The 24629-nt window shown below is 63.2% G+C and carries 19 protein-coding genes and 1 pseudogene; 16 read left to right on the top strand and 4 right to left on the bottom strand.

Annotated features, from left to right (window positions below; all coding sequences use genetic code 11):
- Positions 1-3: 3 nt before the first annotated feature.
- The gene (locus GYH34_RS21385) at positions 4-1839 is read left to right on the top strand and encodes a carbamoyltransferase (RefSeq protein WP_161915560.1); all 1836 of its coding nucleotides are present in this window, start codon (positions 4-6) and stop codon (positions 1837-1839) included.
- Positions 1840-1960: 121 nt separating this feature from the next.
- Positions 1961-2203 carry a hypothetical protein gene (locus GYH34_RS22130; RefSeq protein ID WP_161915559.1) on the top strand — a complete coding sequence of 81 codons (243 nt, stop codon included), beginning with the start codon at positions 1961-1963 and terminating at the stop codon, positions 2201-2203.
- A gap of 287 nt (positions 2204-2490) precedes the next feature.
- Here GYH34_RS22130 and GYH34_RS22125 read toward each other — a convergent pair.
- Positions 2491-3070: pseudogene (locus GYH34_RS22125) on the bottom strand (SDR family NAD(P)-dependent oxidoreductase); the annotation flags it as partial.
- Between the two features lie 137 nt (positions 3071-3207).
- Between GYH34_RS22125 and GYH34_RS21370 the strand changes: the two are divergent.
- From GYH34_RS21370 to GYH34_RS21360, 3 genes are all read left to right on the top strand, one after another.
- Complete coding sequence (locus GYH34_RS21370) at positions 3208-3876, top strand: TetR/AcrR family transcriptional regulator (RefSeq protein WP_244635447.1); 669 nt, start codon at positions 3208-3210, stop codon at positions 3874-3876.
- 142 nt (positions 3877-4018) lie between these two features.
- The gene (locus tag GYH34_RS21365) at positions 4019-5176 is read left to right on the top strand and encodes an efflux RND transporter periplasmic adaptor subunit (RefSeq protein WP_161915558.1); all 1158 of its coding nucleotides are present in this window, start codon (positions 4019-4021) and stop codon (positions 5174-5176) included.
- 28 nt (positions 5177-5204) lie between these two features.
- Positions 5205-8351, top strand: coding sequence for an efflux RND transporter permease subunit (locus GYH34_RS21360; RefSeq protein WP_161915557.1), 3147 nt, complete (start codon positions 5205-5207; stop codon positions 8349-8351).
- A gap of 518 nt (positions 8352-8869) precedes the next feature.
- Here the strand turns inward: GYH34_RS21360 and GYH34_RS21355 are convergent.
- Both GYH34_RS21355 and GYH34_RS21350 read right to left on the bottom strand, forming a co-directional pair.
- Positions 8870-9793 carry a glycosyltransferase gene (locus GYH34_RS21355; protein WP_161915556.1) on the bottom strand — a complete coding sequence of 308 codons (924 nt, stop codon included), beginning with the start codon at positions 9791-9793 and terminating at the stop codon, positions 8870-8872.
- 122 nt (positions 9794-9915) lie between these two features.
- A complete protein-coding gene (locus GYH34_RS21350) occupies positions 9916-10836 on the bottom strand; it encodes a glycosyltransferase (protein ID WP_161915555.1) in 921 nt (306 codons plus the stop codon).
- A 235-nt stretch (positions 10837-11071) separates the two neighbouring features.
- On the opposite strand from GYH34_RS21350, the gene GYH34_RS21345 reads away from it, so the two are divergent.
- The 3 genes from GYH34_RS21345 (at position 11072) to GYH34_RS21335 (ending at position 14930) form a co-directional block, all read left to right on the top strand.
- Positions 11072-12151, top strand: coding sequence for an endo-1,4-beta-xylanase (locus GYH34_RS21345; RefSeq protein ID WP_161915554.1), 1080 nt, complete (start codon positions 11072-11074; stop codon positions 12149-12151).
- Positions 12152-12201: 50 nt separating this feature from the next.
- Positions 12202-13230 (top strand): glycosyltransferase family 2 protein, encoded by a 1029-nt coding sequence (locus tag GYH34_RS21340; RefSeq protein WP_161915553.1) that lies wholly within the window; start codon positions 12202-12204, stop codon positions 13228-13230.
- Positions 13231-13490: 260 nt separating this feature from the next.
- A complete protein-coding gene (locus GYH34_RS21335) occupies positions 13491-14930 on the top strand; it encodes an oligosaccharide flippase family protein (RefSeq protein ID WP_161915552.1) in 1440 nt (479 codons plus the stop codon).
- A gap of 283 nt (positions 14931-15213) precedes the next feature.
- Here GYH34_RS21335 and gspD read toward each other — a convergent pair whose 3' ends face one another.
- On the bottom strand, positions 15214-17541 hold the full coding sequence (gene gspD / locus GYH34_RS21330) for a type II secretion system secretin GspD (protein ID WP_244635446.1): 2328 nt from the start codon (positions 17539-17541) through the stop codon (positions 15214-15216).
- Between the two features lie 172 nt (positions 17542-17713).
- On the opposite strand from gspD, the gene GYH34_RS21325 reads away from it, so the two are divergent.
- From GYH34_RS21325 to GYH34_RS21290, 8 genes are read left to right on the top strand one after another with little or no spacing between them, the layout of a single operon-like run.
- The gene (locus GYH34_RS21325; RefSeq protein ID WP_161915551.1) at positions 17714-19384 is read left to right on the top strand and encodes a GspE/PulE family protein; all 1671 of its coding nucleotides are present in this window, start codon (positions 17714-17716) and stop codon (positions 19382-19384) included.
- A gap of 1 nt (position 19385) precedes the next feature.
- Positions 19386-20591 (top strand): type II secretion system F family protein, encoded by a 1206-nt coding sequence (locus GYH34_RS21320; protein WP_244635445.1) that lies wholly within the window; start codon positions 19386-19388, stop codon positions 20589-20591.
- Positions 20588-21052, top strand: a complete 465-nt coding sequence (gene gspG / locus GYH34_RS21315) for a type II secretion system major pseudopilin GspG (protein ID WP_161915550.1) — start codon at positions 20588-20590, stop codon at positions 21050-21052. Before GYH34_RS21320 ends, gspG begins: the two co-directional genes overlap by 4 nt.
- Positions 21039-21482: a type II secretion system protein gene (locus GYH34_RS21310; protein WP_161915549.1), complete on the top strand. Its 444-nt coding sequence runs from the start codon at positions 21039-21041 to the stop codon at positions 21480-21482. The genes gspG and GYH34_RS21310 overlap by 14 nt, the downstream gene beginning before the upstream one ends.
- On the top strand, positions 21472-21891 hold the full coding sequence (locus GYH34_RS21305; protein WP_161915548.1) for a prepilin-type N-terminal cleavage/methylation domain-containing protein: 420 nt from the start codon (positions 21472-21474) through the stop codon (positions 21889-21891). Before GYH34_RS21310 ends, GYH34_RS21305 begins: the two co-directional genes overlap by 11 nt.
- A gap of 15 nt (positions 21892-21906) precedes the next feature.
- Positions 21907-22680, top strand: a complete 774-nt coding sequence (locus GYH34_RS21300; RefSeq protein WP_161915547.1) for a prepilin-type N-terminal cleavage/methylation domain-containing protein — start codon at positions 21907-21909, stop codon at positions 22678-22680.
- Positions 22677-23579, top strand: coding sequence for a type II secretion system protein GspK (locus tag GYH34_RS21295; RefSeq protein WP_161915546.1), 903 nt, complete (start codon positions 22677-22679; stop codon positions 23577-23579). The genes GYH34_RS21300 and GYH34_RS21295 overlap by 4 nt, the downstream gene beginning before the upstream one ends.
- Before the next feature lies 1 nt (position 23580).
- Positions 23581-24627, top strand: a complete 1047-nt coding sequence (locus tag GYH34_RS21290) for a PilN domain-containing protein (RefSeq protein WP_161915545.1) — start codon at positions 23581-23583, stop codon at positions 24625-24627.
- Positions 24628-24629 lie beyond the last annotated feature (2 nt).

Below are 24629 nucleotides of genomic sequence, written 5' to 3'. Positions count from 1 at the left end.
AGCATGCTGATCCTGGGCGTCTCGGCTTTCTATCACGATAGCGCGGCAGCGCTCATTCACGACGGCGAGATCGTCTCGGCGGCGCAGGAAGAGCGCTTCACTCGCATCAAGCATGACCCCGCTTTTCCGGCGAATGCGTTACGCTTTTGCCTGGAACAGGCGGGCGCGACCGGCGCCGAGATCGACCATGTCGTCTATTACGAGAAGCCCTTTATAAAGTTCGAGCGGCTTCTCGAGACCTATCTCGCTTTCGCGCCGCGCGGCTTCGCATCTTTCCGCGAGGCGATGCCGCTCTGGATCGGCGAGAAGATTTTTCAGCGCGACATTCTGACAAAAGAGCTCGACTCCATCGACCGAGGCCTGGCCGCGCGTGACAAGCTGCTCTTCTCCGAGCACCATTTCTCTCATGCGGCTTCGGCTTTCTATCCATCCGGTTTCGAGCGTGCGGTCGTGCTCACGATGGATGGCGTCGGCGAATGGACGACGACATCCGTCGCGCTCGGCAACGGAGCGGATTTGTCGATTCTCAAGGAAATCCATTTTCCGCATTCGCTCGGCCTTCTCTATTCGGCGCTGACCTATTACACGGGCTTCAAAGTCAACTCCGGCGAATATAAGCTGATGGGCCTCGCGCCTTATGGCGAGCCTCGATACGCGAAGCTGATGTTCGACGAATTGATCGATGTCAAAGCGGACGGCTCGTTTCGACTCGATCTCGATTACTTCGGCTACTGCACGGGTTTCACCATGACGAGTGAAAAGTTCGATCGTCTCTTCGGTGGGCCGCCGCGACTCCCCGAACAACCGCTGGACCAGCGCCACATGGATCTCGCCGCGTCAGTGCAGGCGGTGACGGAGGAGGTCGTGCTGCGCATGACGCGGTCGCTGGCGTCTGAAACAGGGGAAAAGAATCTTTGTCTCGCGGGCGGCGTCGCGCTCAATTGCGTCGCCAATGGCAAGGTGCTTCGCGATGGCCGATTCGAATCGATCTTCATCCAGCCGGCGGCGGGCGACGCCGGCGGCGCGCTGGGGGCCGCACTCGGAGCCTATCATCATCAAAAGAGGCAGCCCCGGCGCATTTCTCCTGGCGAGGATGCGATGAAAGGATCCTTTTTAGGGCCGCGATACGAACAGACCGACATAGAGCGCCGACTCGCCGCGATGGGAGCGAACTTCCTCGTCGTCGACGACGACGCGTTGATCGAGGAGACCGTGCAGGCGCTCGTCGCCGGCAAGGCCGTCGGCTGGCATCAGGGGCGGATGGAATTCGGGCCGCGCGCGCTCGGCGGACGCTCGATCCTCGGCGATCCGCGTTCGCCGACCATGCAGAAGGCGCTCAATCTCAAGGTCAAGTTTCGCGAGAGTTTTCGGCCCTTCGCGCCCTCGGTGCTACGCGAGCGCGTCGCCGAGTGGTTCGAGATCGATTGCGATACGCCTTACATGCTGCTCGTCGCAAACGTGACGCCGGACCACCGTCACGCCATGACTGACGCCGAGCAAGCGCTCTTCGGCATCGAAAAGCTCAATGTGCCGCGCTCGGATATTCCGGCCGTCACTCATGTCGACTATTCGGCCCGCATCCAAACCGTTCATGTCGAAACCAATCCACGATTTCATCGGCTCTTGACGCGTTTCGAGACGCTCACGGGTTGCCCGGTCCTGATCAATACGAGTTTCAATGTGCGCGGCGAGCCGATTGTCTCGACTCCGGAAGACGCCTTTCGCTGCTTCATGGGCTCCGACATCGAATTCCTGGCCGTCGGCGATTGCGTGCTGCACAAGAGCGAACAGAATCCCGAGCTGGCGCTCGACTACAGGAACGCTTTCGAACTCGACTGACGAGAAGGATGTGGCGCAAAGTTTCCTGATCGGCAATGAATTTTGGCTCTGACGCAATTTTGGTGTCGTTTTTCGTCAATCAGCTCCGATCCTCGAGGAGGACGAGTTTAGCCGCGAGGCGATGTCACGTAAACTCGATACAGGCGCGTTGACGCCACGCACGCTGATCTCGAGCGGCCGTCGTCACGGAATTCCATTCTGCCATCGCCCTGAAGCAATGGCGGAACGCCTGGATGGAAAGAAGAGATTGCGGACTGCCGAGAAGACGGCGACGAAATTGCATACGACCGAGTGGGTGGTGAATATCCTGCCACTGCAGATCGCGATCGACACGAATATGTGCGTCTTTTTCCGGGTAGATTAGACATATTCGCGAGCATCTATGCTCATGCCGCTGATGCTGCGCGCAAGTTGTCGGGCCAGCTCGATTCTGGGCGACGACGCCGCGCGTTCGCCACAATGATCTGGGATTGGCTAGATGGGGGGCGGCTCGATGTTGTCGCTGCGTCGGGAGGCCGGAAGCGCGTCGCCTGACGCACCGGCAGGCGCGACGCGCTTGCCGGAACTCCATCCGAACGACGGTCGCCCGACAATTCGGATGGAGGATGGCGCCGGTTCGGCGTTTTTTACCGAGCCGGAATTGCGTTTCGATCAACCGATGAACTTCGCCCGATTGTCGGCGGCGTAGACAGCGAGGCTGCGGGCGGGCTTGCCTGTCAGCTCTTGCACGTGATCGGTTGACGGCGGCGGTCCATCCTTTCCGCGCCATGGCGAACAGCTCGGCGAGATGCGCAGCGTAATCCTCCGGCATGCCGGCGCCGGTGAGAATCGCGATGAACTGCGTGTCCGAGACCGGATCATATTCGACCGGCTTGCCGATCGCCTTCGCCAGAATTGCCGTGGCCTCGGCGTAGCCGAGCGCCTCGGGGCCGGTGAGCGTGAATCCCCGCCCGTCGAATCTCGAGGAGGTCAACGCCGCAAAGGCGCTATCGGCGATATCGCGTGTGTCGACGAAGGACGATTTGCTGTCCCCCGCGGGCAGGGCGATGATTCCATGACGAATGGCCGGCAGCCAGAACGTGTGGAAATTATCCGAGAACCAATTGGGGCGAAGGATGGTGAAAGGCGCGCCCGCTCTTTCGAGCACGAGCTCGGCGCGACGATAGGGGCTGGTCGGATCACTTTCGACCCCATAAGCGGTCTGAAACACAATCTTCACCTGCCGATCCGCTTGGAACCCACAGCCGCGCTAGAGTCGACGCCTTTGTGAGGTGAGCGCTTCAGCAGTAGCAGTACTATAATTGCGTTGACACAAGACCTTGCACATAATATGTGTGCGTTCACATACGTAATCTAATGGAGCGCGCCTTGTCCGTCGCCACTGTCAACAAGCCGAGAGCCCGCGACCGCCAAGCGACCAAGGACGCTCTCATGGCGGCCGCCGTGACGGTCATCGCCGAATGCGGCTACGAGGGAGCGACGACGCGCGCGATCGCCGACGCCGCGGGTTGCTCGGAGTCTCTGATTCAGCGCTATTTCAATGGCAAGGAAGGGCTGTTGCTGGCCATTCTCGACAAGGAGGAGGACCGCTCCGATGCGGCGCTCTTTTTGGGGCGGCCGCTCTGCTCGAGCTTGGCGCAGGAAGCGCGAGAAATGCTCGCGCATTCTGTCGAGAAAATATCGGAACGTTCCGACCGAATTCGCATCGTGATCTCGAGAGCCTTGCTCGACGAAGCCTTCAAGGCCCGATTCAACCGCATTTGGATCCGCGAAGACGTCAAGAGCGGTCTCGAATCGAGACTCGCTCGCTACGTCTATGCCGGAATGGCCGATCCCGACCTCGATATCGGCGCCGCCGCCGAAATGCTGCTCGGCTTGAGTTTCGAATTGGGCTTCATCCATCGCGAGCTCCTGCAGACATCCCCCGACCGGACGAACCGGCTTCTCGAACAGTTCGCGGAAATGTTCGGTCGCGCCATTTCGGCGCCGCTCTCGACTGCCCGCTCGGTCGCCGAGCCAGGGGACGCTCCACATTGACGGAAACGTGTCTCCAACGCCTCGCCTCGATAGCCGCGCCGCAATCCGCATTCTTCTGGAGCAAAGCCGCATGAGCCCGATGTCTCGTCGAATTCAGTCGCCTATCGCCGCCCAGAGGGCTCCGTCGTCGTCGCGCCAACGCGTGGCGGGTCTCTTCGGCCGTTTCCTATGGCTGCTCTCGATCACATTCTTCGCGAGCTGCGGCCAAGCAGGCGGCGCACAGCCGTCGCCTGCGCCCGCGCAAGCGGGCTTTATCGTCGTCCGCTCGCAGCCGATCGCTCGCGTGACGGAATTGCCCGGCCGCACGACGGCCGTTTTGACCGCGGACGTGCGGCCGCAGGTCAATGGAGTCGTGCTCAAGCGGCTGTTCGAAGAAGGCAGTGAGGTCAAGGAAGGCCAACAGCTCTACCAGATCGACGCTGCGCTCTATCAAGCGACCTATGACAGCGCGGTCGCCACATTGTCGCGCAATCAGGCGACGCTGGTCGCAGCAAACGCCAAAGCCGCCCGTTACAGATCGCTGTCCTCGATGAAAGCGGTCAGCAAGCAGGATTTGGAGGATGCAGTGGCGGCGGCGCAGCAGGCCGAGGCGGATATCGCGATCGCGCAGGCCAGCATAGCACAAGCGAAAATCAACCTCGCCTACACGAAAGTTCTGGCGCCCATCTCCGGCCGCATCGGGCGATCCACGGTCACGCCGGGCGCGCTCGTGACCGCCAATCAGAGCACCATGCTCGCGACCGTCACCCAGCTCGATCCGATCTATGTCGATGTGACGCAATCGGCGACGACTTTATTGCGTCTGCGGAAGGCGCTCGCGAGCGGCGAGATCGAAAGCGTCGGCCGCGGCGCGGCAAAGGTCACTTTGAAGCTCGAAGACAACAGCGCATATGAGCTCACGGGCAAGCTGCAATTCTCGGAGGTCACGGTCGACGAGGGAACGGGGACAGTTCTCATGAGGGCCATCTTCCCCAATCCTAAGCACCTCTTGTTGCCGGGCATGTATGTGCACGCCACCTTGCAGGAAGGGATGGATCGAAACGGCGTTTTGATCCCGCAGCAGGCCGTGTCCCGCAATACGCATGGAGACGCGACCGTCCTCCTGATCGGAGACGGCGACAAGGCAAGCCTACGCATCATACAAACGGGTCAGGCCATCGGCGACAAATGGATCGTCACCGCCGGTCTACACGCAGGCGAACGCGTCATTGTCGATGGATTGCAGAACATTCGTCCAGGCGACGTCGTTCGACCCATAGCGGTCGAAGATGCGGCCGTCGGCGCCGACAATAAATCCTGAGCCGGCTTTCACCGCGGGAGCGCCCTCGATGTCACGTTTCTTCATCGACCGTCCGGTCTTCGCATGGGTGCTCGGCCTGATCGTGATGCTGCTCGGCGGAATCTCGATCTTTCGGCTTCCGATCGCACAATATCCCAGCATCGCGCCGCCGCAGATCTCGATCACCGTCACTTATCCCGGCGCCTCCGCGCAGACGGTCATGGATACCGTCGTCCGACCCATTCTCCAGCAAATGTCCGGCCTGGACGGCTTGGAATATGTTGCGTCGAGCGCGCAATCCAATGGCTCGATGGAGATCGACCTGACATTCGCGCAGGGCGTGGACCCGAACATCGCGCAGGTGCAAGTCCAGAACAAGCTGTCTCTCGCCCAGCCGACTCTGCCGACCGAGGTGACTCAGCAAGGAATCAAGGTCAACAAATCGGTCAGAAGCTTCATGATGATCGTCGGCGTGTATTCTGACGACGGCGCCATGTCGGCCATCGACATAGATGACTATGTCGCTTCCAATCTCAAGGATCCATTGACCCGCATCACGGGCGTCGGCGACTTCACGTCCTTCGGATCCGAATACGCCATGCGCATTTGGCTCGACCCGGACAAGCTCTATAAATATTCGATGACCGTCGGCGATGTGACGAGCGCGCTCACCGCGCAGAACGTGCAAGTGTCGTCGGGCGAGCTCGGCGGGCTGCCGGCCAGCCGAGGAAACAGGCTCGACGCCGCCATCATCGGACCGACCCGGCTCGAGACTCCCGAGCAATTCGAAAATATTTTGCTCAAGGTGAATCCCAGCGGCTCGCAAGTCCGATTGCGGGACGTCGCGCGCGTCGAAATCGGCGCGCAATCCTATTCCACGGCGTCTCTCTATAACGGCAAGCCATTCGGCGCTCTCGCGCTGAAGCTCGCCCCGGGAGCCAACCAGCTCTCCACGGAGTCCGCGGTGCGCGCCGAGCTCGCGCGTCTCGAGCAGTTCTTCCCGCCTGGTCTCAAGCTCGCTTATCCGCTCGACACCGAGCCCTTCATCACGCTCTCGATCGAAGAAGTCGTGAAGACTCTCTTCGAAGCCGTCGCGCTGGTCTTCCTGGTCATGCTGGTCTTTCTGCAGAATCTCCGCGCGACCCTCATTCCGACGATCGCCGTGCCGATCGTGCTGCTCGGCACCTTCGGCGTGCTCGCCGCCTTCGGCTATTCGATCAACACGCTGACCATGCTCGCAATGGTGCTCGCCGTCGGCCTCCTCGTCGATGACGCCATCGTCGTCGTCGAAAATGTCGAGCGGCTCATGAGCGAGAAGGGCTTGTCGCCACGCGAAGCCGCACGCGCGTCGATGGACGAGATATCCGGCGCCCTCGTCGGAATCGCGCTGGTGCTCTCGGCGTTGTTCCTTCCCATGGCGTTTTTCGGCGGCTCCACCGGCGTCATCTATCGCCAATTTTCTGTGACGATCGTGTCCGCGATGACGCTCTCCGCGCTCGTGGCGCTGATTCTCACTCCGGCTCTCTGCGCGACTCTGTTGCGGAGCAGCGCGCATGCGCGCGAGCGCAAAACCGGCTTTTCCAAATGGTTCGATGCGATGTTCGATCGCGTCAACGAGCGCTACAAGAACGGCGTCTATAATTTGATCGCTCATTCGCGCGCCCGCCTTCTGATCTTCATCGCGATCACCGCAGCTGTGATCGTGATGTTCGGCCGCATGCCGACGGGCTTTCTTCCCGAAGAGGACCAGGCGCTCTTGTTCGGCCAAGTGACCATGCCGACTGGCGCGACCGCCGAGCAAACGGCGCGGATGAACGAGCAACTGACGGAATATCTTCTGACGGCTGAAAAGGACAATGTCGAATCGGTGCTGACCGTCTCCGGCTTCAATTTCGGCGGACAAGCGCAGAACGCCGGCTTTGCGGCGATCAAGCTGAAGGACTGGTCGGCGAGGCCGAATCCTGCGCAGAGCGGCGCGGCGGTCGCAGGCCGCGTGATGCGGCGTTTCGCCGGCAGCCGTGACGGCCGCCTGTTCGTTTTCCAGCCGCCGGCCGTGATGGAGCTCGGCAACGCCACGGGCTTCGATCTACAGCTCGAAGACCGAGGCCAGCTCGGTCATGACAAGCTTCTCGCCGCGCGCAATCAATTGCTCGCAATGGCGGCGCAGGATCCCGCGCTCGCCGGCGTGCGCCCGAACGGCCTCGAAGATGCGCCGCAATACAGGCTGAAGATCGATCGCGAGAAGGCCAATGCGCTCGGCGTTTCGGTCAGCGATCTCAACGTCGCCATACAGGGCGCTCTCGGCTCGCAATATGTCAACCAGTTCCTGCGAGCGGGACGCGTGAAGCAGGTCTATGTGCAAGGCGACACGAGCTCGCGAATGTCCCCTTCGGATCTCGCCCGATGGCATGTGCGCAATTCATCCGGCAAGATGGTTCCGTTCGACGCCTTCGTCGATGGCGAATGGACCTCAGGCCCGCAAAAGGTGGAAGGCTACAATGGCCTCACATCCTTCGAAATTCTCGGCTCCCCTGCGCCCGGCCACAGCACGGGCGAAGCTATGGCGGCGATGCAGCGTCTCATCGAGAAGCTTCCTCCAGGCGTCGGCTACGAATGGACTGGCCTCTCCTATGAGGAGCAGAAATCCGGCTCCCAGACGGCCCCGCTCTACGCCCTCTCGCTCACCGTGGTGCTGCTCTGTCTCGCGGCTCTATACGAGAGCTGGACTATTCCTCTCGCCGTCATTCTGGTGGTCCCGCTCGGCGTCATCGGCTCGATCGTAGCGACGCTGGGAAGCGGACTGGCCAATGACGTCTATTTTCAGGTCGGCCTTCTCACGACTGTCGGTCTCGCAGTGAAAAATGCGATCCTGATCGTGGAGTTTGCGAAGGCGTTCTTCGACGCGGGAGCGACGCTCGAGGACGCCGCGATCGCCGCGGCCGGAGAGAGGTTGCGGCCGATCTTGATGACGTCCATAGCCTTCGTCGTCGGCACGCTGCCTCTGGTCGTGGCGACGGGAGCAGGTTCGGCCGCCCGCATTGCGATCGGCGCCGCCGTGGTCGGCGGCATGCTCTCGGCGACGCTTCTGGCGATCTTCTTCGTGCCGGCGTTCTTCGTCTCCGTTTTGGGCGTCTTTCGCGTGAGGCCGAGCCGCAGCGTCGCGCATCCAGCGACGTTGGCGGCGCAAGAGGCGTGACGTCGCCATTCCCGCCTTCTCGACGAGTCGGGCGAACCGCCGCGCTGCCGCGTCGGCCTGGGCGGCGTCGATACGGGTCGAAACGTCGCCGATGAAACGCTGAGCGCGCCGCCATTCCGAAATGAAAGGGCGGCGCGCATGGCTCGGCGTTGCAGTTGCGAGGCGTGCGTGTCGATCCCGAGCGCCTCACCTGCCGCGTGACGCGACAGGCGGCCGCCTGATCCAGCCCCACAGCACGAACAGCGATAGGCCGAGGAGAGGAAGATTCGTCGACAACGCGTTCGTCTCACCGCGCATGATATGGAAGCCGATCGCCAAGATTTGGAGATGGAAAATCCCGCCGCAGCGAGCGGCGTGAGGCCCGGCTCGACGCCGATCAATGCAGGCAGGACGATTCCGACCGCGTGTCGAGCCATTTCCGAAGCTGCGCGTTCAGATCGTCGAGATCGCGAAAGGAGCCGCCACTCTCTCGCGTCGTTTGCACCAGAACTGCGCCATCTTGTGCGTGCGCGGCGACGTCACAGCGACGGGTGGGGTAAGTCTCTCGGCGGTGCGTTCGGTCTGCTCGGCTGCTTATATGGGCTGGGTGAAAAGCCGAACGCCGCGAGATTGCGTCCCGTGGCGACGCAGATCGGATGCAATGTCGGCAATAGGCAGCGCGTTCGCTGAAACATCGAGACAGCGCGCAACGCCGAGAGAGGGAGCGTAAAGAAATTCTTGATGAAGATCAGTGAGCGACCGAGACGGCTCGGATAGCGCTTGCAGTCGATCTGATAGTTGATTGCGCCAATGGCGAGGCCGCGGCGCAGGATCCAGCCGGCCTCCATGCGCTGCGCCGGAACGCTCTCGGTCACGATCGCATCATTGCTCCAATAGGTGGTGAATCCTTTCAGGCGGCATCGATTGAAGAAATCCATGTCGCCGCCGCCGAGAAAATTGAATCGGAGGTCGAAGTAAGGGGCGTCGAAGGATTCGAACACATGGCGTCGGATCAGACAATTTCCTGAGCCGAGAAGCGAGGGAATGAAACGGGAGAAAGAAAGCCCTGGGTCGAACACCGGATGAAGCATGGCCGCGCGATCGGGAGCGGTCTCGAAGGAGCGAACGACCGGCCCGCCGACGATGTCGGCGCCGCTCTGTCGCGCCCCACCCGCCATCTCCAGAAGCCATAATGGGCTCGCAATCTCGTCATCGTCGATCATGAGAATGAATTCGGCGCTCGGGAAACTATCGAGAGCAGTTTCGAAGGCGCGATTGATCGCCCGGCAATTTCCCCGTTGTGGCTCGACGACGCACACTCCTCGAAGCGCCCCCGATTTCAAAAAGGCGTCTGCGACGGCCTCGCCTTCGCGACGTTCGTTGTCGTTTTCGACGACCACGACCGCGAAATTCACGCCCTCGGCTTGATGGGCGAGCGAGGCGAGCGTCTTTTCGAGATGCATCGGGCGGCGAAATGTTGGAACGCAGACGACTGCTGCAACCTTCGATTCGGTCTGAGAACCCGACACTTTCTATTCTCCTGTGTGCCCGTGGAAGGCGAGCGGGCGTCCGATGGGGATGCGCTCTAAATTCCTGCTGCGGCCCCGACCAGTCGAAGCACGACCTTCGGCGCGTGCGATGGAAGCGCCATAATCGCTCGTGTTGCTTGGCGAACTGCCCGCAGATAGGCTCCAGAGCGGAACGTCTGGCAAGCGAGATAGGTGCGCAGATGCGCTTCTGATCTGCGGCGCAGACGCGCCAGTCGACGGGAGTCGAAGCGTCCGCAGATCAGCGGATCCGCGAAAACGCGCTCCAATGCCGTCTCATATCGGCGATAGTCGATAGATGGGTCCATCATCGTACCGCGACGGTGAACGCGATAATCGAGCACATGGGCGTTCGGCCGCCAGACGATCCGGCCGGTTGCCGCCAATCGGCAGAATGCGTGCCAATCTTCGCAGTGGCGAAGCGTCTCGTCGAAACCACCGATACTGTGAAAGACGTCGATGCGGATCAGCATCACGCCGCCGTTGACCAGAAAGTTTCCAGCGAGAATCCGTCCGAGGAGGTCTCCGCTGGGTTTGCGCTTGCCGCGGATGAATCGTCGGCGCCCGATGAACGCTCCGTTCTCATCGATCCGATCGTAGTCGCCGTAGACCGCGACGCAATCGTCATCGACGCCGGCAAGCAATTGGGACACCGCGCCCGAGCGCAAGCGATCGTCGGCATCGAGGAAAACGACCCAGGATGCGGCAGCGTGCGAGCAGCCTCTCGACACCACTTCGTCGAGACCCGAGTTACGTGCGGCGGAAACACCTTGCCGAGCATTCTCGATCAAAACAATGCGCGGATCGCTCATGGCGCGGACGATATCGACGGTGCTGTCGGAGGAGCCGTCATCGACCACGACGATCAGCCCGACCTCGGCTTGGACGCAGGCGCTCTCGACCGCTTCTGCGATGAAGCGCGCGCCGTTCTTGACTGGAATGACCACGCTGACGCTCATTCACATCACCTTCCAAACTCGTTCCAGCTGAACCCGAACCTGTATCAAAAAGAACCGTTTCGGGCGGATGCCGGTCGGAAGCAGCAACCACTAGACCAATTTCTGCGTGTTCTGGCGTTCGAGTCGGACCAAGTCCGCTTTGGCGCGGTTTTCCTCAGGTCGGCCGCTGCTGGATCGAATTTTGCTGCGATGGCCATCCGAAGCCACGTTCTTCTCAAAGAGAGATTGCTTCTTCATGAAGTGGAACAGACGCAACGTCCTGACCTCCTGCCTCGGAGCCGCGGCATTCGCGGCGACGCCCGCAGCTGCGAATGCGGCGACGTCCTCGTCGAGGAAAGCGCAGCGGCGAGTGCCCTATGGCGCGGCGCTCGGACTGGCCGATCTCGATTCCGATCCGCGCCTCGGGGCGGCGATCGCCGAGCTGTGCAGTTTGATCGTGCCCGTCGACGAGTTGAAATGGAGCAGGTTGCGGCCGAACGCCTCGACCTTCGCTTTCGAGCGCGCCGATTCGCTGATGTCGTTCGCGCAGCGCAACGGGCTCTCCATGCGCGGCCATACGCTCGTCTGGTATGCTTCGATGCCGGAGTGGACGAAGGCGATCGACACGCCGGCGAAAGCGGAGCGCGCGCTCGTCGACCATATCGAAACGGTCGTCTCCCGTTACCGCGGGCGCATCCGTTCGTGGGACGTGGTCAACGAAGCGATTCCAGACGTCGCGCGCCGTCCGACGGATCGTCGCCCATCGCTCTGGTTCGAGCTGCTCGGCGATCGTCACTTCGCGCTCGCGTTTCGGACGGCGGCCGCCGCCGATCCTCAGGCGCAGCTGGCGCTCAACGAATATGACGTCGAATTCGGCGACGAGCATTTTCCGGCGAAGCGGGCGGCGTTCCGCAATCTCGTCTTCCGCCTCTTGGACGCCGGCGCGCCGCTCCATGCGGTGGGCCTGCAATGTCATTTACGCGGGGCGAAGGCGATCGATCGCGACGGTCTCGGGCGCTTCGTCGGCGAGCTCCATGCGGCGGGAGTAAAGGTGCTGATCACGGAGCTCGACGTCCTCGACAACGAGCTGCCGCCGTCTCCCCTCGAGCGAGACCAGATCGTCGCCCGCCAAGTCGGCGATCTTCTCGCTACGGTGACCGCGGCCGGCCCGCTCGACGCCGTGCTCACCTGGGGCATTTCGGATCGCTACAGCTGGATTCCTTATATGTTCCCGCGCCGCGACGGTCTGCCCAACCGGCCGCTTCCGCTCGATCGCGACTTCGGACGCAAACCGTTCATGCAGACGATCGACCGCTTCACCGGCAGGACGGCGTAACCGCGCGCGCCGATCCGATCTGACGTAGATCATTCTCGAAAAGGCCTGTCATGACCGCTCGATCAGCTCTGCAAATCAATATGCATCCGCTCGATGCTCGCCATGTGGCGCACACGCTCGGACACGAGCTCGAGGTCTGGGGCCGTCAGGTCGAGCGTGTCACACTGACCATCGACACGAAGCGCAGTCTCACTGGCCGTTACCGCGGCGCGAGCTATGACGAGTATCGTAGACAGCTTTTCGATCATATCGAGACATTCGCGGCGCGTTTTTCCAATCTCGAGATCGTGGAGGTCGACTATTCTCCCGAGGCGCGCGAGGCCGTACGGCGGCGCTATTTTGATTCCAACGCGGACGTCCCGGAAAAAGCTTATGATGGCGGGCCGCTACACGCCTATTTCTACGGCCTGCTCCGCGCGGATGCCGATTATATCCTGCATATGGACAGCGACATGCTGTTTGGTGGGGGAAGCCAGGCCTGGCTCGACGAAGCCATCGGCTGGCTCGAGCGGACGCCCGATGCGCTATTCGCCAGTCCATTGCCCGGACCGCCGACGGTCGACGGCTCGCTCGCCGATCTGCATCGCTATTTTCCCGGAAGCGACGCGCTGCCGAGGCCGACGCGCCTTGCCGCCGATTACCCTGCCTATGGTTTCCATAGCGTGAGCACGCGCATTTTCGTTCTCGACCAGCGACGCTTCGATGCGCGCGTCGGCGCGCTCGAGATCGTGCGGCCGAGCGCGAAGCGTCGGCTTCGAGCGCGGATCTACCGCCAATCGCCGCTGTCACTGCCGGCAGAGGAGCTCTTTACCGCGGCCATGAGGCGCCACGGACTGCGCCGCATCGACTTTCTCGGATCGGGAAAGGGCATGTATTCGCTGCATCCCCCCTATCGTTCGGAAGCCTTCTATCGAGAGCTGCCGAACCTCATCGCCCGCATCGTCGCCGGCGATATTCCGGATGCGCAGAGGGGGGATTACGACGTCAATTCGAGCATGATCGATTGGAGCGACGCGCTCCGGGAGAAAACGAGAGCGCGGCGTCTCTATCGCGCGATCCGCGATCTGGTTCGCCCCTGAGGCCGCGGAGGAGTCGGCCGTGTCATATCGGCACAGGCGATCGGCCGTAACCGATCCGCTTTCGGCCGATCGCCGCTGATAGCGCGTGTTTTCTCCTCGATTCTGGTTTTGGCACGCGAGTTGCGCGGCTCGCGTTACCGAATACGAGATGTCCGCGGCTAGGATTTGTCGGCGCTCACGCGCGCGGCTCGTCCGGCAGGAGCCCGGTTCACGCGACAAGGCGCTGGAAAAGCACATAATCTGGAGAGATCGAGCCGAAAATGCTGTTTCGCCATACGTCGCACTATCTGACTGCGAGCGCCGTCTCGGGAATATTCGGCTTTCTGAGCGCCGTCGCCTTCACGCGCTTGCTCGATCCCGCCGAATATGGCGTCTATGTGGTCGGCGTCAGCGTCGGCGGCTTCGTTTCCGCGGTGCTGTTCACCTGGGTGCGCTATTCGGCCATGCGCTTTCAGTCCGAGGGGGATGGCGTCGACGTCCGCGCGACCTCGTTGGCCGCGTATGGTCTTTCGGCGGCCGTGGCGCCCGTGGCGGTCGCCGGCGTCGCCTATTTTTCCGGGCTGTCCCCGGCGCGCGCGGCCTGCGCGCTGGTGTTTTCGCTGGGCCTCAGCCTGTTCGAGCTCGGCCAGGAATTATTGAAGTCGCGGTTGCAGACGAGAGCCTATGTCCTCTCCTCGATATTGCGTTCGGTCGCAGCCTTCGGGCTCTGCCTCGTCGTGACCGGGCTCGGCGGCGGCGGCGTTGGTCAGCTGGCAATGGCCGCCGCGGCCTATTTCGTGGCGATCGCCTATTCGACGCCAGCGATCTGGACGCGGCCGATCGCGCCGATCGATCGCTCGAAGCTGAAGACCTTCCTTCGTCTCGGAGCTCCGATCACGATTTCCGGCTTCGTCTTCACCTTCCACAGCTCGCTCGATCGGCTGTTCGTGGCATGGTCGCTAGGCGATAGCGCCGCGGGCCTCTATGGCGCCTCGGCGGATCTCATCCGCCAGATCATCCTCATCCCCTCCAGCGCCGTCGCGGCGGCGGCCATCCCTCTCGCGGTGCGCGCGCTCTCCGAGGGAGACGAGGACGCCGCGCGTCTTCACCTCGAGGAATCCGGGGAACTTCTGCTCGCTATCTTGCTGCCCGTGTCGATAGGCGCGGCGTTGACAAGCCCTCATCTCGCTTCGTTTCTGCTCGGGCCGGCCTTTCGCGAGACTGCAGCGACGATCATGCCGATCCTGGCCTTCGCCTGGCTGTTCTCGTCGATCTCGAATTCATATGTCCACATCAGCTTTCACCTCGCCAAGCGTCCGGAGCTGACGATCGCTCACGGGGCGGCGACGCTCGCTGTCAACATCTGCTCCCTTTGGCCGCTGACCGCGGCCTTCGGACTGCCCGGCGCGGCGATTTCTCTCGTGCTGGCGGAGGGCGTCGGATTACTCGTCGCCTTCGCGATGACACGCCATGCCCATCCGATGCCGTTGCTCTTAGGCCCGCTGCTACGGGTCATCTCCGCCAGCGCAATCATGACGTTAGCGGTGCTCGCGGTCGAGACATTGCTACCCGGTCGAAGCGGCGTGTCTTTCACTGTGCTGGCAGCGAGCGGGGCCCTCGCCTATGGCATTGCCGCTCTGTGGCTCGACATAGCCGGAGCTAGGTCGCTCGCCCTGGGCGCGCTGAGCAGACAGCGCCTCAATCTGCTGCGGGCGAGATAAGGCGGTACGAGCGCCGGTCCTCGCATAGGCGCCAAAATAGGCGAGTCATTTTCTGATAGCGACGTTTTTGAGGCGGCCCGCAAAGCGTCCGTGAAGGCCGCGAAAACTGAGTATGTAGCGCAGATACCGACGCACACAGAGCGATGATCTCGCGATCGCCATGCCGGCCTTTGAGAAGATCGTCGAGCTCAACATCGTGCTTCACCACGGAAATTCGTTCCTCGTATCGAGCCAGCATGCCCGTCCGTCTCCCGCCATTTGCGCCAGAGCCCTTCGGGCTGACTCACTTGCGAATTCTCGTCGCATCATTGCCAGTCACCACCAAAGGCGCGCTCCGCATCATATCGAGGCGCGAACGGAACTCCTCGGCGACGCCTTGAGCGTCCAGTGAGTCACGAATGATGCGGGGCTTGATGAAAATGATGATTTCGGAACGATCCTTGTTCCGGGTCGTGCTGCCGAACAGATCGCCGAGATAGGTGAGATGCCGAAGGCCAGGAATGCCGTCCTTGACGTTATTCTCCTGTTCGCTGATCAGGCCGCCGAGCAGAACTGTCTGCCCGCTTCGGACCGAGACCGTCGAATGCACGCGCCGCTGTGAGATCGTCGGAGTTAGACTCGAGCTCACTGGATTGGAGATTTCTTGCTCGACCTCGAGCTGGACAACGCCATTGGCGTGCACATGTGGCCACACTTTCAGAATGACGCCGGTGTCACGCATTTGAATCGAGTTGACGATGGTGTTGGAAGTCGACAGCACCGTCGCCGATCCGGTCGAAATCGGGACTTGCTGGCCCACTTGCAGAAGCGCCGGCTGATTGTCCGATACGACGAGCGAGGGCGAGGACAGCACTTTGACGCTGGTCAGCGTCGTCAAGGCGTTCAGCACCACATGAGGCTGCGTCTCTGGTCCCAGCAGCAAATTGAAGCCCGGCAGCACGCGTTGAAGGACGAGGTTCGATACGACATCCGTCGTGGAGGAGGTGGTGGAGGACGAGGAGGTCGCGGCGGCGGTCGTCGCGTTCGTCAATGAACCATTGGCTCTCGAAGAGTTTCCGAGATAATATTGCACGCCATATTGCAGATCGTCGTTCAGCGTCACTTCCGCGACCGTCGCCTCGATCGAAACCTGCATCTGCGGCTTGTCGAGCGCGCGCAACGACCGCTCGACGACGAGATAGTCGTCTTGGCTCGAGTAGACGACAATGGAATTGTTGGCGTTGTCGGCCGTGATGCGCATGTTTTGGAATACGCCCTTCGGCAGCGAGCCGGAGACGCCGACGCCATTGCTTTTCTCTTCATTTTCGGCATTCTTCTGCTCGGCGAAATTGCCGAAGGCCGCCGAGATCGGATTGCCTCCGCCGGAGCCGGCGGCGGACTGTTGTCCGTTCGCGCCATTCTGTGAGCCAGTCGCCGAAGCGCTTCCGTTTCCCGAGAAGCTGCTGCCGGTCGAAAGCTGATCGAGCTTGGTTTGGGCGGCGTTGGTTCCAGGCGCGAGCTGGCTCGCAGCGGAATCCGTCGCCTGGCCCGCGCCCTTGCCGACGAATATCTCGTTCAAGATCTTTGCGATGCGCGTCGCATTGCCATTGACGAGCTGATAGACGCGCACCGTCGATCCGCTCACATCCGATCGATCGAGCCTCCGCAGCCATAGGGTCGCGCGTTCGAGAAGCTGGCGATTGCGGGTCACGATGAGAACGGCGTTCATCCGGGGCATGGGCTGAAAGGCGATCGTTCCGGCGCCCTGGCCGGTTTCGCCCGTGTCGAATATTCGCTCGAGCTCACGGATGATATTGTCGGGAGAGGTGGATTTCAGCGGATATATGCCGACCGAACGATTGCGCAGCCATTCGACGTCGAAACCGGAGGCCATGTCGACGACGGCTTGGCGTTCACTCGAAGTTCCATGAACGAGAAGAAGATTGCGCGCGGCGTCGGCGCGGATGGCGCCGGCGCGCGCGAGAAAATTCTCCGCCGTTTTGGCGAGCGTGACGGCCGAGGTGTTGTGCAGCGGGATGATTGTGACGCCATAGCCCGGCTGCACGGAACCGATCGCGGTCGTCCCTGCTCCATTCGCTTCCGAAAGCGGAACGATGCGAATGATCCGGCCCTCGCGGAGAAGCGCGGCGTTGGACATGCGGATTGCATTTTCGAATGTGGACAGAACGTCTTTTTTCGGGATGGGGCCCGCCGAAACAATGGTGATCGCGCCATGGACGCGCGAATCGATGGTGAAGTCGAGGCCGAGCGCGTCGCCGAGCAGCGCTTTGGCGACCGCCTGAATTTCCGCCTGCTCGAAATTCATTTCTATTTCATCGCCGCGCGACGTCACGCCGGGATCCGTCGGCGCCTCGCCCGATGAGCGCTTTGGCGAAGCGTCCGCCGCGCCAGGATAGAGAGCGGGTCTGGCGGCGCTCTTGTCGAGCCGCGAGCCGCCAGAGCTCGTCGTCGGAAAATAGGCGGAGAAGTCCTTCATGCGGGCGACATCGACGCTGTCGCCGGGACCGATCCCCATCAATTGCTCGGAGGAAGAGCAGGCCTGCAACAAGACCGCGATCAGGAACAGAAGCGTCCCGGGATGCGCCGTCCGAAACCGAAAAACTCGCGTCACTCTATGCACTCCGACACCACTACCTATAGAGCATTCATATATTGCGTAGGACTCGACAAGCCTTATCGAGCAAGATTCGCGCCGCTAATTCGCTTGCGCAACGGCTTCGCTATGTATAAATACCATATGACGGTTGCGCAAGAATCTTGCATTGGCTGGCGACGTGAATTCGATGTCCCGCGAAGCGTTCTTGAATTATCTCGCCCATGAGAGCGGGCTTCGCGAGGCTGACGCGTTGGAGCCCGTCCGGCGCGCCAATGGGAGCGAGGCCTCCGCCGAATTCGATTGGGCGAGCGCGACGAAGCTATCGGCGTCGGCCTTCGCCGACGAGCTCGCGAAGTTCTACTCTTGCGAGCGCGTCACGCGCGGCGGGCTCACTGGCGCGACCTTCGGCGGCGGGCATTTGTCGACGCGCTTTCTCAAGGAAGGGCGCCTCTTTCCCTTCATGCGCGACGACGAGTTGGTTCTCGCCATCGCCACGCCTCTCGAGGACGAGATGCGCTCGGCTGTGGAGACCGCGCTCGGGCGGGGCGCGCGCATCGCCGTCGCGACGGCGGAGGAGATCGAGGCTGCGCTCGGCTCCGTGCAGGAGCAGACGACGACGAAGCCCGAGGAGACAGCGAGCGCCGAAGCCGCGTCCGACGATCTCGACGATCTTCGCGACCTCGCACGCGGCGCGCCCGTGGTGCGCGCGCTCGACGATCTGCTGCGCCTCGCGGTCGAGCAGCGCGCTACAGATCTGCATATCGAGCCATTCGCCGGAGCTTTGCAGGTCCGCATGCGCGTCGATGGGCTGTTGAAGCCCGCGCCGGCGCCGCCGACGAGCATGGCCAAGGGCCTGCTGTCGCGCCTCAAAATCATGGCGGGCCTGAACATCACCGAGCGGCGCCTGCCACAGGACGGTCGCGCGCGTATCGTTGTCGGCGGCGCGGAGATCGATCTACGCGTCGCGACCTCGCCCAATCTCTATGGCGAGGGCGCGGTCATCCGTCTCCTGCGCAAAGGCGCCGGCGTCGTCGCGCTGAGCGAGCTCGGCCTGTCGCAGCGCGACGGCGCCATATTGCGTCGAACATTGCAGGCGCCTTTCGGCATGATAATCGTCACCGGGCCGACCGGCTCCGGCAAGACGACGACGCTCGCCGCATCGCTTTCCGAGATCAACGAGCCGACTCGCAAAATTCTCACTGTCGAGGACCCGGTCGAATACCAAATCCCGGGCGTCAATCAGATGCAGATCCATCCGGGAATAGGCCTGACCTTTGCGGCCGCATTGCGCTCCTTTCTGCGCCAGGACCCGGATGTGATCATGGTCGGCGAGATGCGCGACGGCGAAACGGCCCATATCGGCGTTCACGCGGCGCTCACCGGCCATTTGGTGCTGACGACCTTGCACACGAATACGGCGGCGGGCGCGATCACGCGCCTCATCGATATGGGAGTCGAGAGCTTTCTGCTGGCCTCTTGCGTGCGCGCCGTCGTCGGCCAGCGCCTCGTGCGCATCCTCTGTCCAGATTGCAAGGAGCCGCATGAGCTCACCGAGGCCGTCCTGGAAGCCGACGCGCGCTATTCGGCGCTCGGCTTCCGCGCCGGCGAGATTCTGCATCGTCCGAAAGGATGCGAGTGGTGCAATTTCACCGGCTTTCGCGGCCGCAAGGGCGTCTTCGAGGTCATCGAGGCTTCGGCCGCGCTGCGGGCCGCCATCGGGCCGAAAGTCGATGGTCATGAATTGGAGAATGTCGCGAAAGGCGAGGGGATGACGTCTATGACGCAGGACGGCGTCGCCAAATGCCGCGCCGGCCAGACGACGATCGACGAGATTTTCCGCGTCACCATGAGTCTCTAGAATGCCGCAATTTCGCTATCGCGCAGTGACGCAAACCGGAGAAATGGTGGCCGGCGAGGTCGAAGCGGCGACACGCGAAGAAGTGCTGAGACGCATCGAATATCTCGGTCATCTGCCCATAGAGGCGGAGGTTGCGTCTCGAAAGACGCTCGGCGCCGCCTCCACTGGAGGCATGCGCGCGCCGGCGCGTGACGTCACGATCTTTCTACGGCAATTGGCGCTGCTCGTCGGCGCGGGCCTCACGCTGGACGCGGCCCTGCAGACGCTGGCGGAGGATGCGAGCAAGCCTATTCAACGCTTTGCGACAGGGCTTCGTTCGATGATCTCCTCGGGCGAGAGTTTCGCGGAGGCGTTGGAACGATACCCGCAAATCATCGATCCCGCCTATATCGCCATGGCGCGCGCTGGCGAAGCCTCTGGCAAGCTGCAAGCGGTGCTCGCCGCAATCGTCGAGGATCGCGTGCGGCGCGAGCTGCTCTCCGAGCGCGTCGGCTCGGCCATTCGCTATCCTCTGTTTCTCATCGGCGCGGCGCTGCTCGTGCTGTTTTTCTTTCTGCTCTATGTCGTGCCGCAGTTCGAGCCCGTCTTTCACGATCTCGGCAATCGATTGAATGGAGGCGTCGCCTTCGTGCTCGCGGCCTCCGCCTGGCTGCACGCCAATCTCTATTCTTTTCTCGCCGCATGCGGGGCGCTCGCGCTGGGGCTGCTCTACGTCTTCTCGCGGCCGGGCGCGCGCGCCGCGGCGATCTCCTGGGCCGGGCGCGTTCCGGGCGTCGCCGGCCCTATGCAGGATTGGCGCACGACGCGTGTCATCGGAGCGCTCGGCCTTCTTCTAGGCAATGGCGTGTCCTTGCCGACGACATTGAAAATTTTACGTGATGTCGTAGTGGAGCCACAATCGGTCGCGGCGATCGACAGGATACACGAGCAGGTTCGCAGCGGCCGCCGTTTCGCCGACGCGCTCGCCGAAACGCGGCTGCTTCCGCCGCTCGCCGTCCGCATGCTGCGGATCGGCGAGGAGACCGGCGATCTGCCCGCGATCGCCGCCCATGCGACGCATTTCTACGAGCATCGGCTCGGCGCCGGGCTCGATCGGCTCATGGGCGCGATCGGCCCAGCGGCCATCGTCGTCGTCAGCGTTCTCGTCGGCGCTCTCGTCACTTCGATCATGAGCGCTCTTCTCAGCATAACGGATCTCGCCCAATGACCCTCGCTCGCACGCCGCATCGCGGTCTCAGTCGCGTTCCGAAAGGCGCGCGCGCCGGCTACACGCTCGTCGAAATGCTGGTGGTTCTCACCATCATCAGCCTCATCCTCGGGCTCGTCGGGCCGCGCGTGCTCAATTATCTCGGCGAATCCCGCGTGAAGACGGCGCATTTGCAGATCGAGAGCTTCGCTTCGGCGCTCGATCTCTTCTACATCGACGTCGGGCGCTATCCTTCCTCTTCCGAGGGGCTCGCCGCGCTCGTGCAGCGGCCGAGCGACGTAGATATTTGGAACGGTCCCTATGTGAAAGGCGGGCGCCTGCCCAACGACCCTTGGGGCAAGCCCTATATGTATCGTTTCCCCGTCGATCATGTTCCGCCTTACGAAATCGTCTCGCTCGGCTCGGACGGGCAGGAGGGCGGCGTCGGCGCGGCGGCGGATATCTCCAATGTCGAACATTGAGCGGCGCGCAGGCTTCACGCTCGTCGAGATGATGGCGGTGATGATGATCGTCGCGCTGGTCTCCGCTCTCGTCGTCACATGGACCTTCGGCTCGGGCCGACCGACGCTGAAAGCGGTCGCGCTCGAAGCTGCGGCGCTCCTGCGGCGCGAACGGCTCGGCGCCATGTCGAGCGGCCATCCCCGTCATGTCGCGCTCGATGTCTCGACGCGGGTGCTGATCGGCGAGAGTGGCGGAAAGGTCGCCGTGCCTCGAGATGTCTCGCTCGATCTTCTCGCCGCAGAAGCGCCGAACGGCAATTTGCAGGGAGTCGCGCGGTTCGAGCCGGACGGCGCCTCGACGGGCGCCGTCCTCGCCTTCGCTAAAGAGCGCGCGCGCTATGACGTGCGGGTCGATTGGTTCAGCGGAAGAGTGTCCGTCGATGCGCCGTGACCGAGCCCGCCGCCGCGCCGGCTTCACCCTCATCGAGGCGCTGGTCGCGCTCGCCCTGCTGACCGCCTTCGCCGCGGCGCTCGGCCCGCAGCTGTTTCACGCGCGTGGCGCGCTCGCCAAGGGCAAGGGGCGAGTCGTGGCGGAGCAGCTGCTGCGCTCGCTCATCGAGGCTCCGTTGGATCGCGCCGGCCCTCTCGAGACGCGGGAAGGGGAGCGTGGCGGCTTTCGTTGGCGCATCGCCGTCGAGCCGATCTTTCTCGAGACGCCGAGCTTCCGGGAGTCGACGCCGATAAAAGAGGGCGCCGATGAACGCAAATGGTCGGCCTATCGCGTGGAGGCGCGGGTCGCTTGGGGCTCCAGTGGTCAATCCATCGCCGCGGAGACGATCCGCCTCGCGCTCGTCCCTTGAGACGGGAGAAAAACATTGCGAAGCAGGGAAGGGACAGGACGCCGCGCTGGCTTCACTCTCGTCGAGACGCTGGCCGCCCTCGCTGTGGCTTCGTCGATCATCGTCGGGGCGGCGGCGCTCACCCATCATGTCGCCGCGCATTTCGACCATGGGTCGCATGGCGTGAACGAAGCCGAGCGTTTCGCCCTCGCTATGGAACGTCTGTCGCGCGACTTCGGCGCGGCGAGCCATGTCGCGCTGAAGCCGTCCGGCCCCATCGCGCCGCCCGAGCCGGCGCCGGCCAGCGCGCCTGGCAAGAAGCCGGAGGAGCCGCTTGCTCGGGTCGCTTTCGACGGGGATGGCCAAAGCGTCGTCTTCGTGACGGCGAGCGCCATCGGCGCGCAAGCTGCGCTGGAGGAGATCGTCACGCTCTCCGTCGAGCGCGCCGGCGAGAGCGCGCGTCTCATCCGTCGGCGCACGCCATGGCTCGGCTCACGCGTCGGGCTCGACGGAGCGCAGGCTCGAGACGATGTCGTGCTGCTCGAAGGCCGCTTCGATATCTCCTTCGCCTATGCGCGCGTCGAGAAGGGCGTCGCCAGCTGGAAGGATATTTGGCGCGGCGAGAGCGAGCTGCCGCGCCTCTTTCGCCTCGATCTGCGCGACCCGGAGACGGGCGCGAGCCTGTCGCCGGGAGCGGAGTTCCTGCTGCGCGCCGACGCGCCGGCCGACTGCGCGAGCGCCCAAGCGCAATGCCTTCCGGCGGCGAAGAAAGCGCCGCCGTCGCCCGCGCCGCGGCGGGCGCCGACATGAGGTCCCTTCGGAGCCTCCGCTCGCGTCGAGGCGTCGTCCTCGTCGCCGTCTTGTGGACGATCGCTCTGCTATCGGCGCTGGCCATGGCGGCCTCGGTGAGCCTGCGCGGCTTTGCGGGATTGCTGGCGGTCGATCGCGACCGCGTCCAGGCGGAGGCGCTGATCGCCGCCGGCATAGAGGCGGGCGCCGATCTGCTGATCAAATATCGCGGGCGGCCGCTGCTCCCGATCGAGATGCGTTTTTCCCTGCGGAACGGCGAGGGGCGCGTGCGGATCAGCGATGAGCTCGGCCGTATCGATATCAACAAGGCGCCGGTCGAAACGCTCGCTTCTCTGCTCGCAGGCCTCGGCGCGCCGGACGCAGAGGCCACGGCGCTGGCGATCTCGCGCCAGCGCGAGCCGGCCGAAGCGACCGCTCCAAACGCGGCGCAAAAGCCCAGAGCGTCCGAAAGACGCCATTTCGACCAGAGCTTCACCAATGTCGACCAGTTGGCGCAGGTTCCCGGCGTTCCTGCCGAATATGCGCGTCTCGTCGCGCCTTATGTCACCGTCTTCGGCGAGGAGACGGTGAACGCCGCGACCGCGCCGGCGGAGACGCTCCGGCTTCTGCCGCAAATGACGCAGTCGCGCGTGGAACGCCTGCTGGAAGCGCGCGCGGAGCGGTCGCTCGAGGCGGCGGATTACGAACGAATTCTCGGTCCCGCTGCGCGTTACGCGAAACCAGCCGATCACAGCGTCGCGCGGCTCGAGATCGCGGCCGCGCTCGCCGACGGCTTCGCCTCCAAGGCCGAGGCGATCATCGTCACGCTGCCGAAGGACAGCGAGCCGTATCGAGTGCTGGCCTTTCGCCAATCGCCCCGGGCTTCGGCCTATGCCGGCGGCTTTTCGGGGGCGCGCTGAAGTGGCGAATTTCGACCTTCTCCTCCGCTGGCTGGACATTCTCTCGGGCCTCCTCCTGCGTCTCGCGGACGCACGCCGCAACCGGAATATGTTGCGCGTCACACGCTCGGGCGATCGAATTCTGCTTCGCTCGGGCGCCGATCCCGATGCGCAGCCACTCGCCGCCGCCCCGATCGGCGCGACCTTGCCGGAGGAAATCCTGCAACATGCGCGCGGCGGCTTCGTGCTGCTCGAATGGCCGCGCGAGATGACCGTCACGCGCACTCTGGCGGCGCCGGCGCAAGCGCGCGAGTTTTTGGCCGGCGTCGTCGCCAATCAGCTCGATCGTCTCTCGCCCTGGCCGGTCGGCCAGATTTTGCACGGCTATAGAGCGACGCCGGCGGAGGCCGGACGTGTGACGGCGCAGGTGCTGATCGCGCGGAAAGCCGATATCGACGCTACGCGCGCCGCGCTCGCCGAAATGGGGCTTTCCATCGATCGCGTCGTCGGCGCCGCGGACGCGTTCCACGAGCCCATCGTTTTCTGGGCGAAGGGGGCGACGCCGAGCGATGCGGCGCAGCATCGGCGCATGCGGCTTTTCGTCGGCGGCGGGATTGCCGCCTATGTCGCGCTCTGCGCGCTCACCGTGCTGGGCGCGTCGCTTTCCGCCAACGCGCTCCAGGAAGAGGCGTCGACGCTCGCGGCGCGCGCCCATGCGCTGCAAAAGCGCGCCGACGCCGCCAAAAACCCAGCCGTCGTCGCCGCTCTGCCGCCGCCCGAGCGCGCCTGGGTCTGGAAAGAGGCCTCGACGCCCGCCGTCGCTCTCATCGACGCGCTCACGCGCACCATTCCCGACAGCGCCTTTCTCGAGAGCCTCGGCTTGGAGGGCGGCAAGCTGCGCATATCCGGGCTCGCCGAAGACGCCTCGCCGCTCATCGACGCTCTGGAAAAGACCGGACGCTTCTTCGACGCGCATTTTTCTGCTCCGACAACGCGCGCTTCCGACGGGAGGCTGTTTCGCTTCGGCATCGAGGCGCAGCTCGCCGCCGCCACGAAAAAGGGAAAATGATC

Source organism: Methylosinus sp. C49, assembly GCF_009936375.1.
Lineage (GTDB): Bacteria > Pseudomonadota > Alphaproteobacteria > Rhizobiales > Beijerinckiaceae > Methylosinus.
The sequence above is the reverse complement of the archived record's forward strand: the minus strand, read 5'-3'. Positions and strand labels throughout refer to the sequence as shown.

Excerpts from the sequence above, each read along its gene's own strand:
- GYH34_RS21335 (WP_161915552.1), top strand. The coding sequence starts at position 13,491 with ATGCTGTTTCGCCATACGTCGCACTATCTGACTGCGAGCGCCGTCTCG.
- GYH34_RS21345 (WP_161915554.1), top strand. The coding sequence starts at position 11,072 with ATGAAGTGGAACAGACGCAACGTCCTGACCTCCTGCCTCGGAGCCGCG.
- gspG (WP_161915550.1), top strand. The coding sequence starts at position 20,588 with ATGACCCTCGCTCGCACGCCGCATCGCGGTCTCAGTCGCGTTCCGAAA.
- GYH34_RS21295 (WP_161915546.1), top strand. The coding sequence starts at position 22,677 with ATGAGGTCCCTTCGGAGCCTCCGCTCGCGTCGAGGCGTCGTCCTCGTC.
- GYH34_RS21320 (WP_244635445.1), top strand. The coding sequence starts at position 19,386 with ATGCCGCAATTTCGCTATCGCGCAGTGACGCAAACCGGAGAAATGGTG.
- GYH34_RS21340 (WP_161915553.1), top strand. The coding sequence starts at position 12,202 with ATGACCGCTCGATCAGCTCTGCAAATCAATATGCATCCGCTCGATGCT.
- GYH34_RS21310 (WP_161915549.1), top strand. The coding sequence starts at position 21,039 with ATGTCGAACATTGAGCGGCGCGCAGGCTTCACGCTCGTCGAGATGATG.
- GYH34_RS21325 (WP_161915551.1), top strand. The coding sequence starts at position 17,714 with ATGTCCCGCGAAGCGTTCTTGAATTATCTCGCCCATGAGAGCGGGCTT.
- GYH34_RS21360 (WP_161915557.1), top strand. The coding sequence starts at position 5,205 with ATGTCACGTTTCTTCATCGACCGTCCGGTCTTCGCATGGGTGCTCGGC.
- GYH34_RS21385 (WP_161915560.1), top strand. The coding sequence starts at position 4 with ATGCTGATCCTGGGCGTCTCGGCTTTCTATCACGATAGCGCGGCAGCG.
- GYH34_RS22130 (WP_161915559.1), top strand. The coding sequence starts at position 1,961 with ATGTCACGTAAACTCGATACAGGCGCGTTGACGCCACGCACGCTGATC.
- GYH34_RS21355 (WP_161915556.1), bottom strand. The coding sequence starts at position 9,793 with ATGCATCTCGAAAAGACGCTCGCCTCGCTCGCCCATCAAGCCGAGGGC.
- GYH34_RS21305 (WP_161915548.1), top strand. The coding sequence starts at position 21,472 with ATGCGCCGTGACCGAGCCCGCCGCCGCGCCGGCTTCACCCTCATCGAG.
- GYH34_RS21350 (WP_161915555.1), bottom strand. The coding sequence starts at position 10,836 with ATGAGCGTCAGCGTGGTCATTCCAGTCAAGAACGGCGCGCGCTTCATC.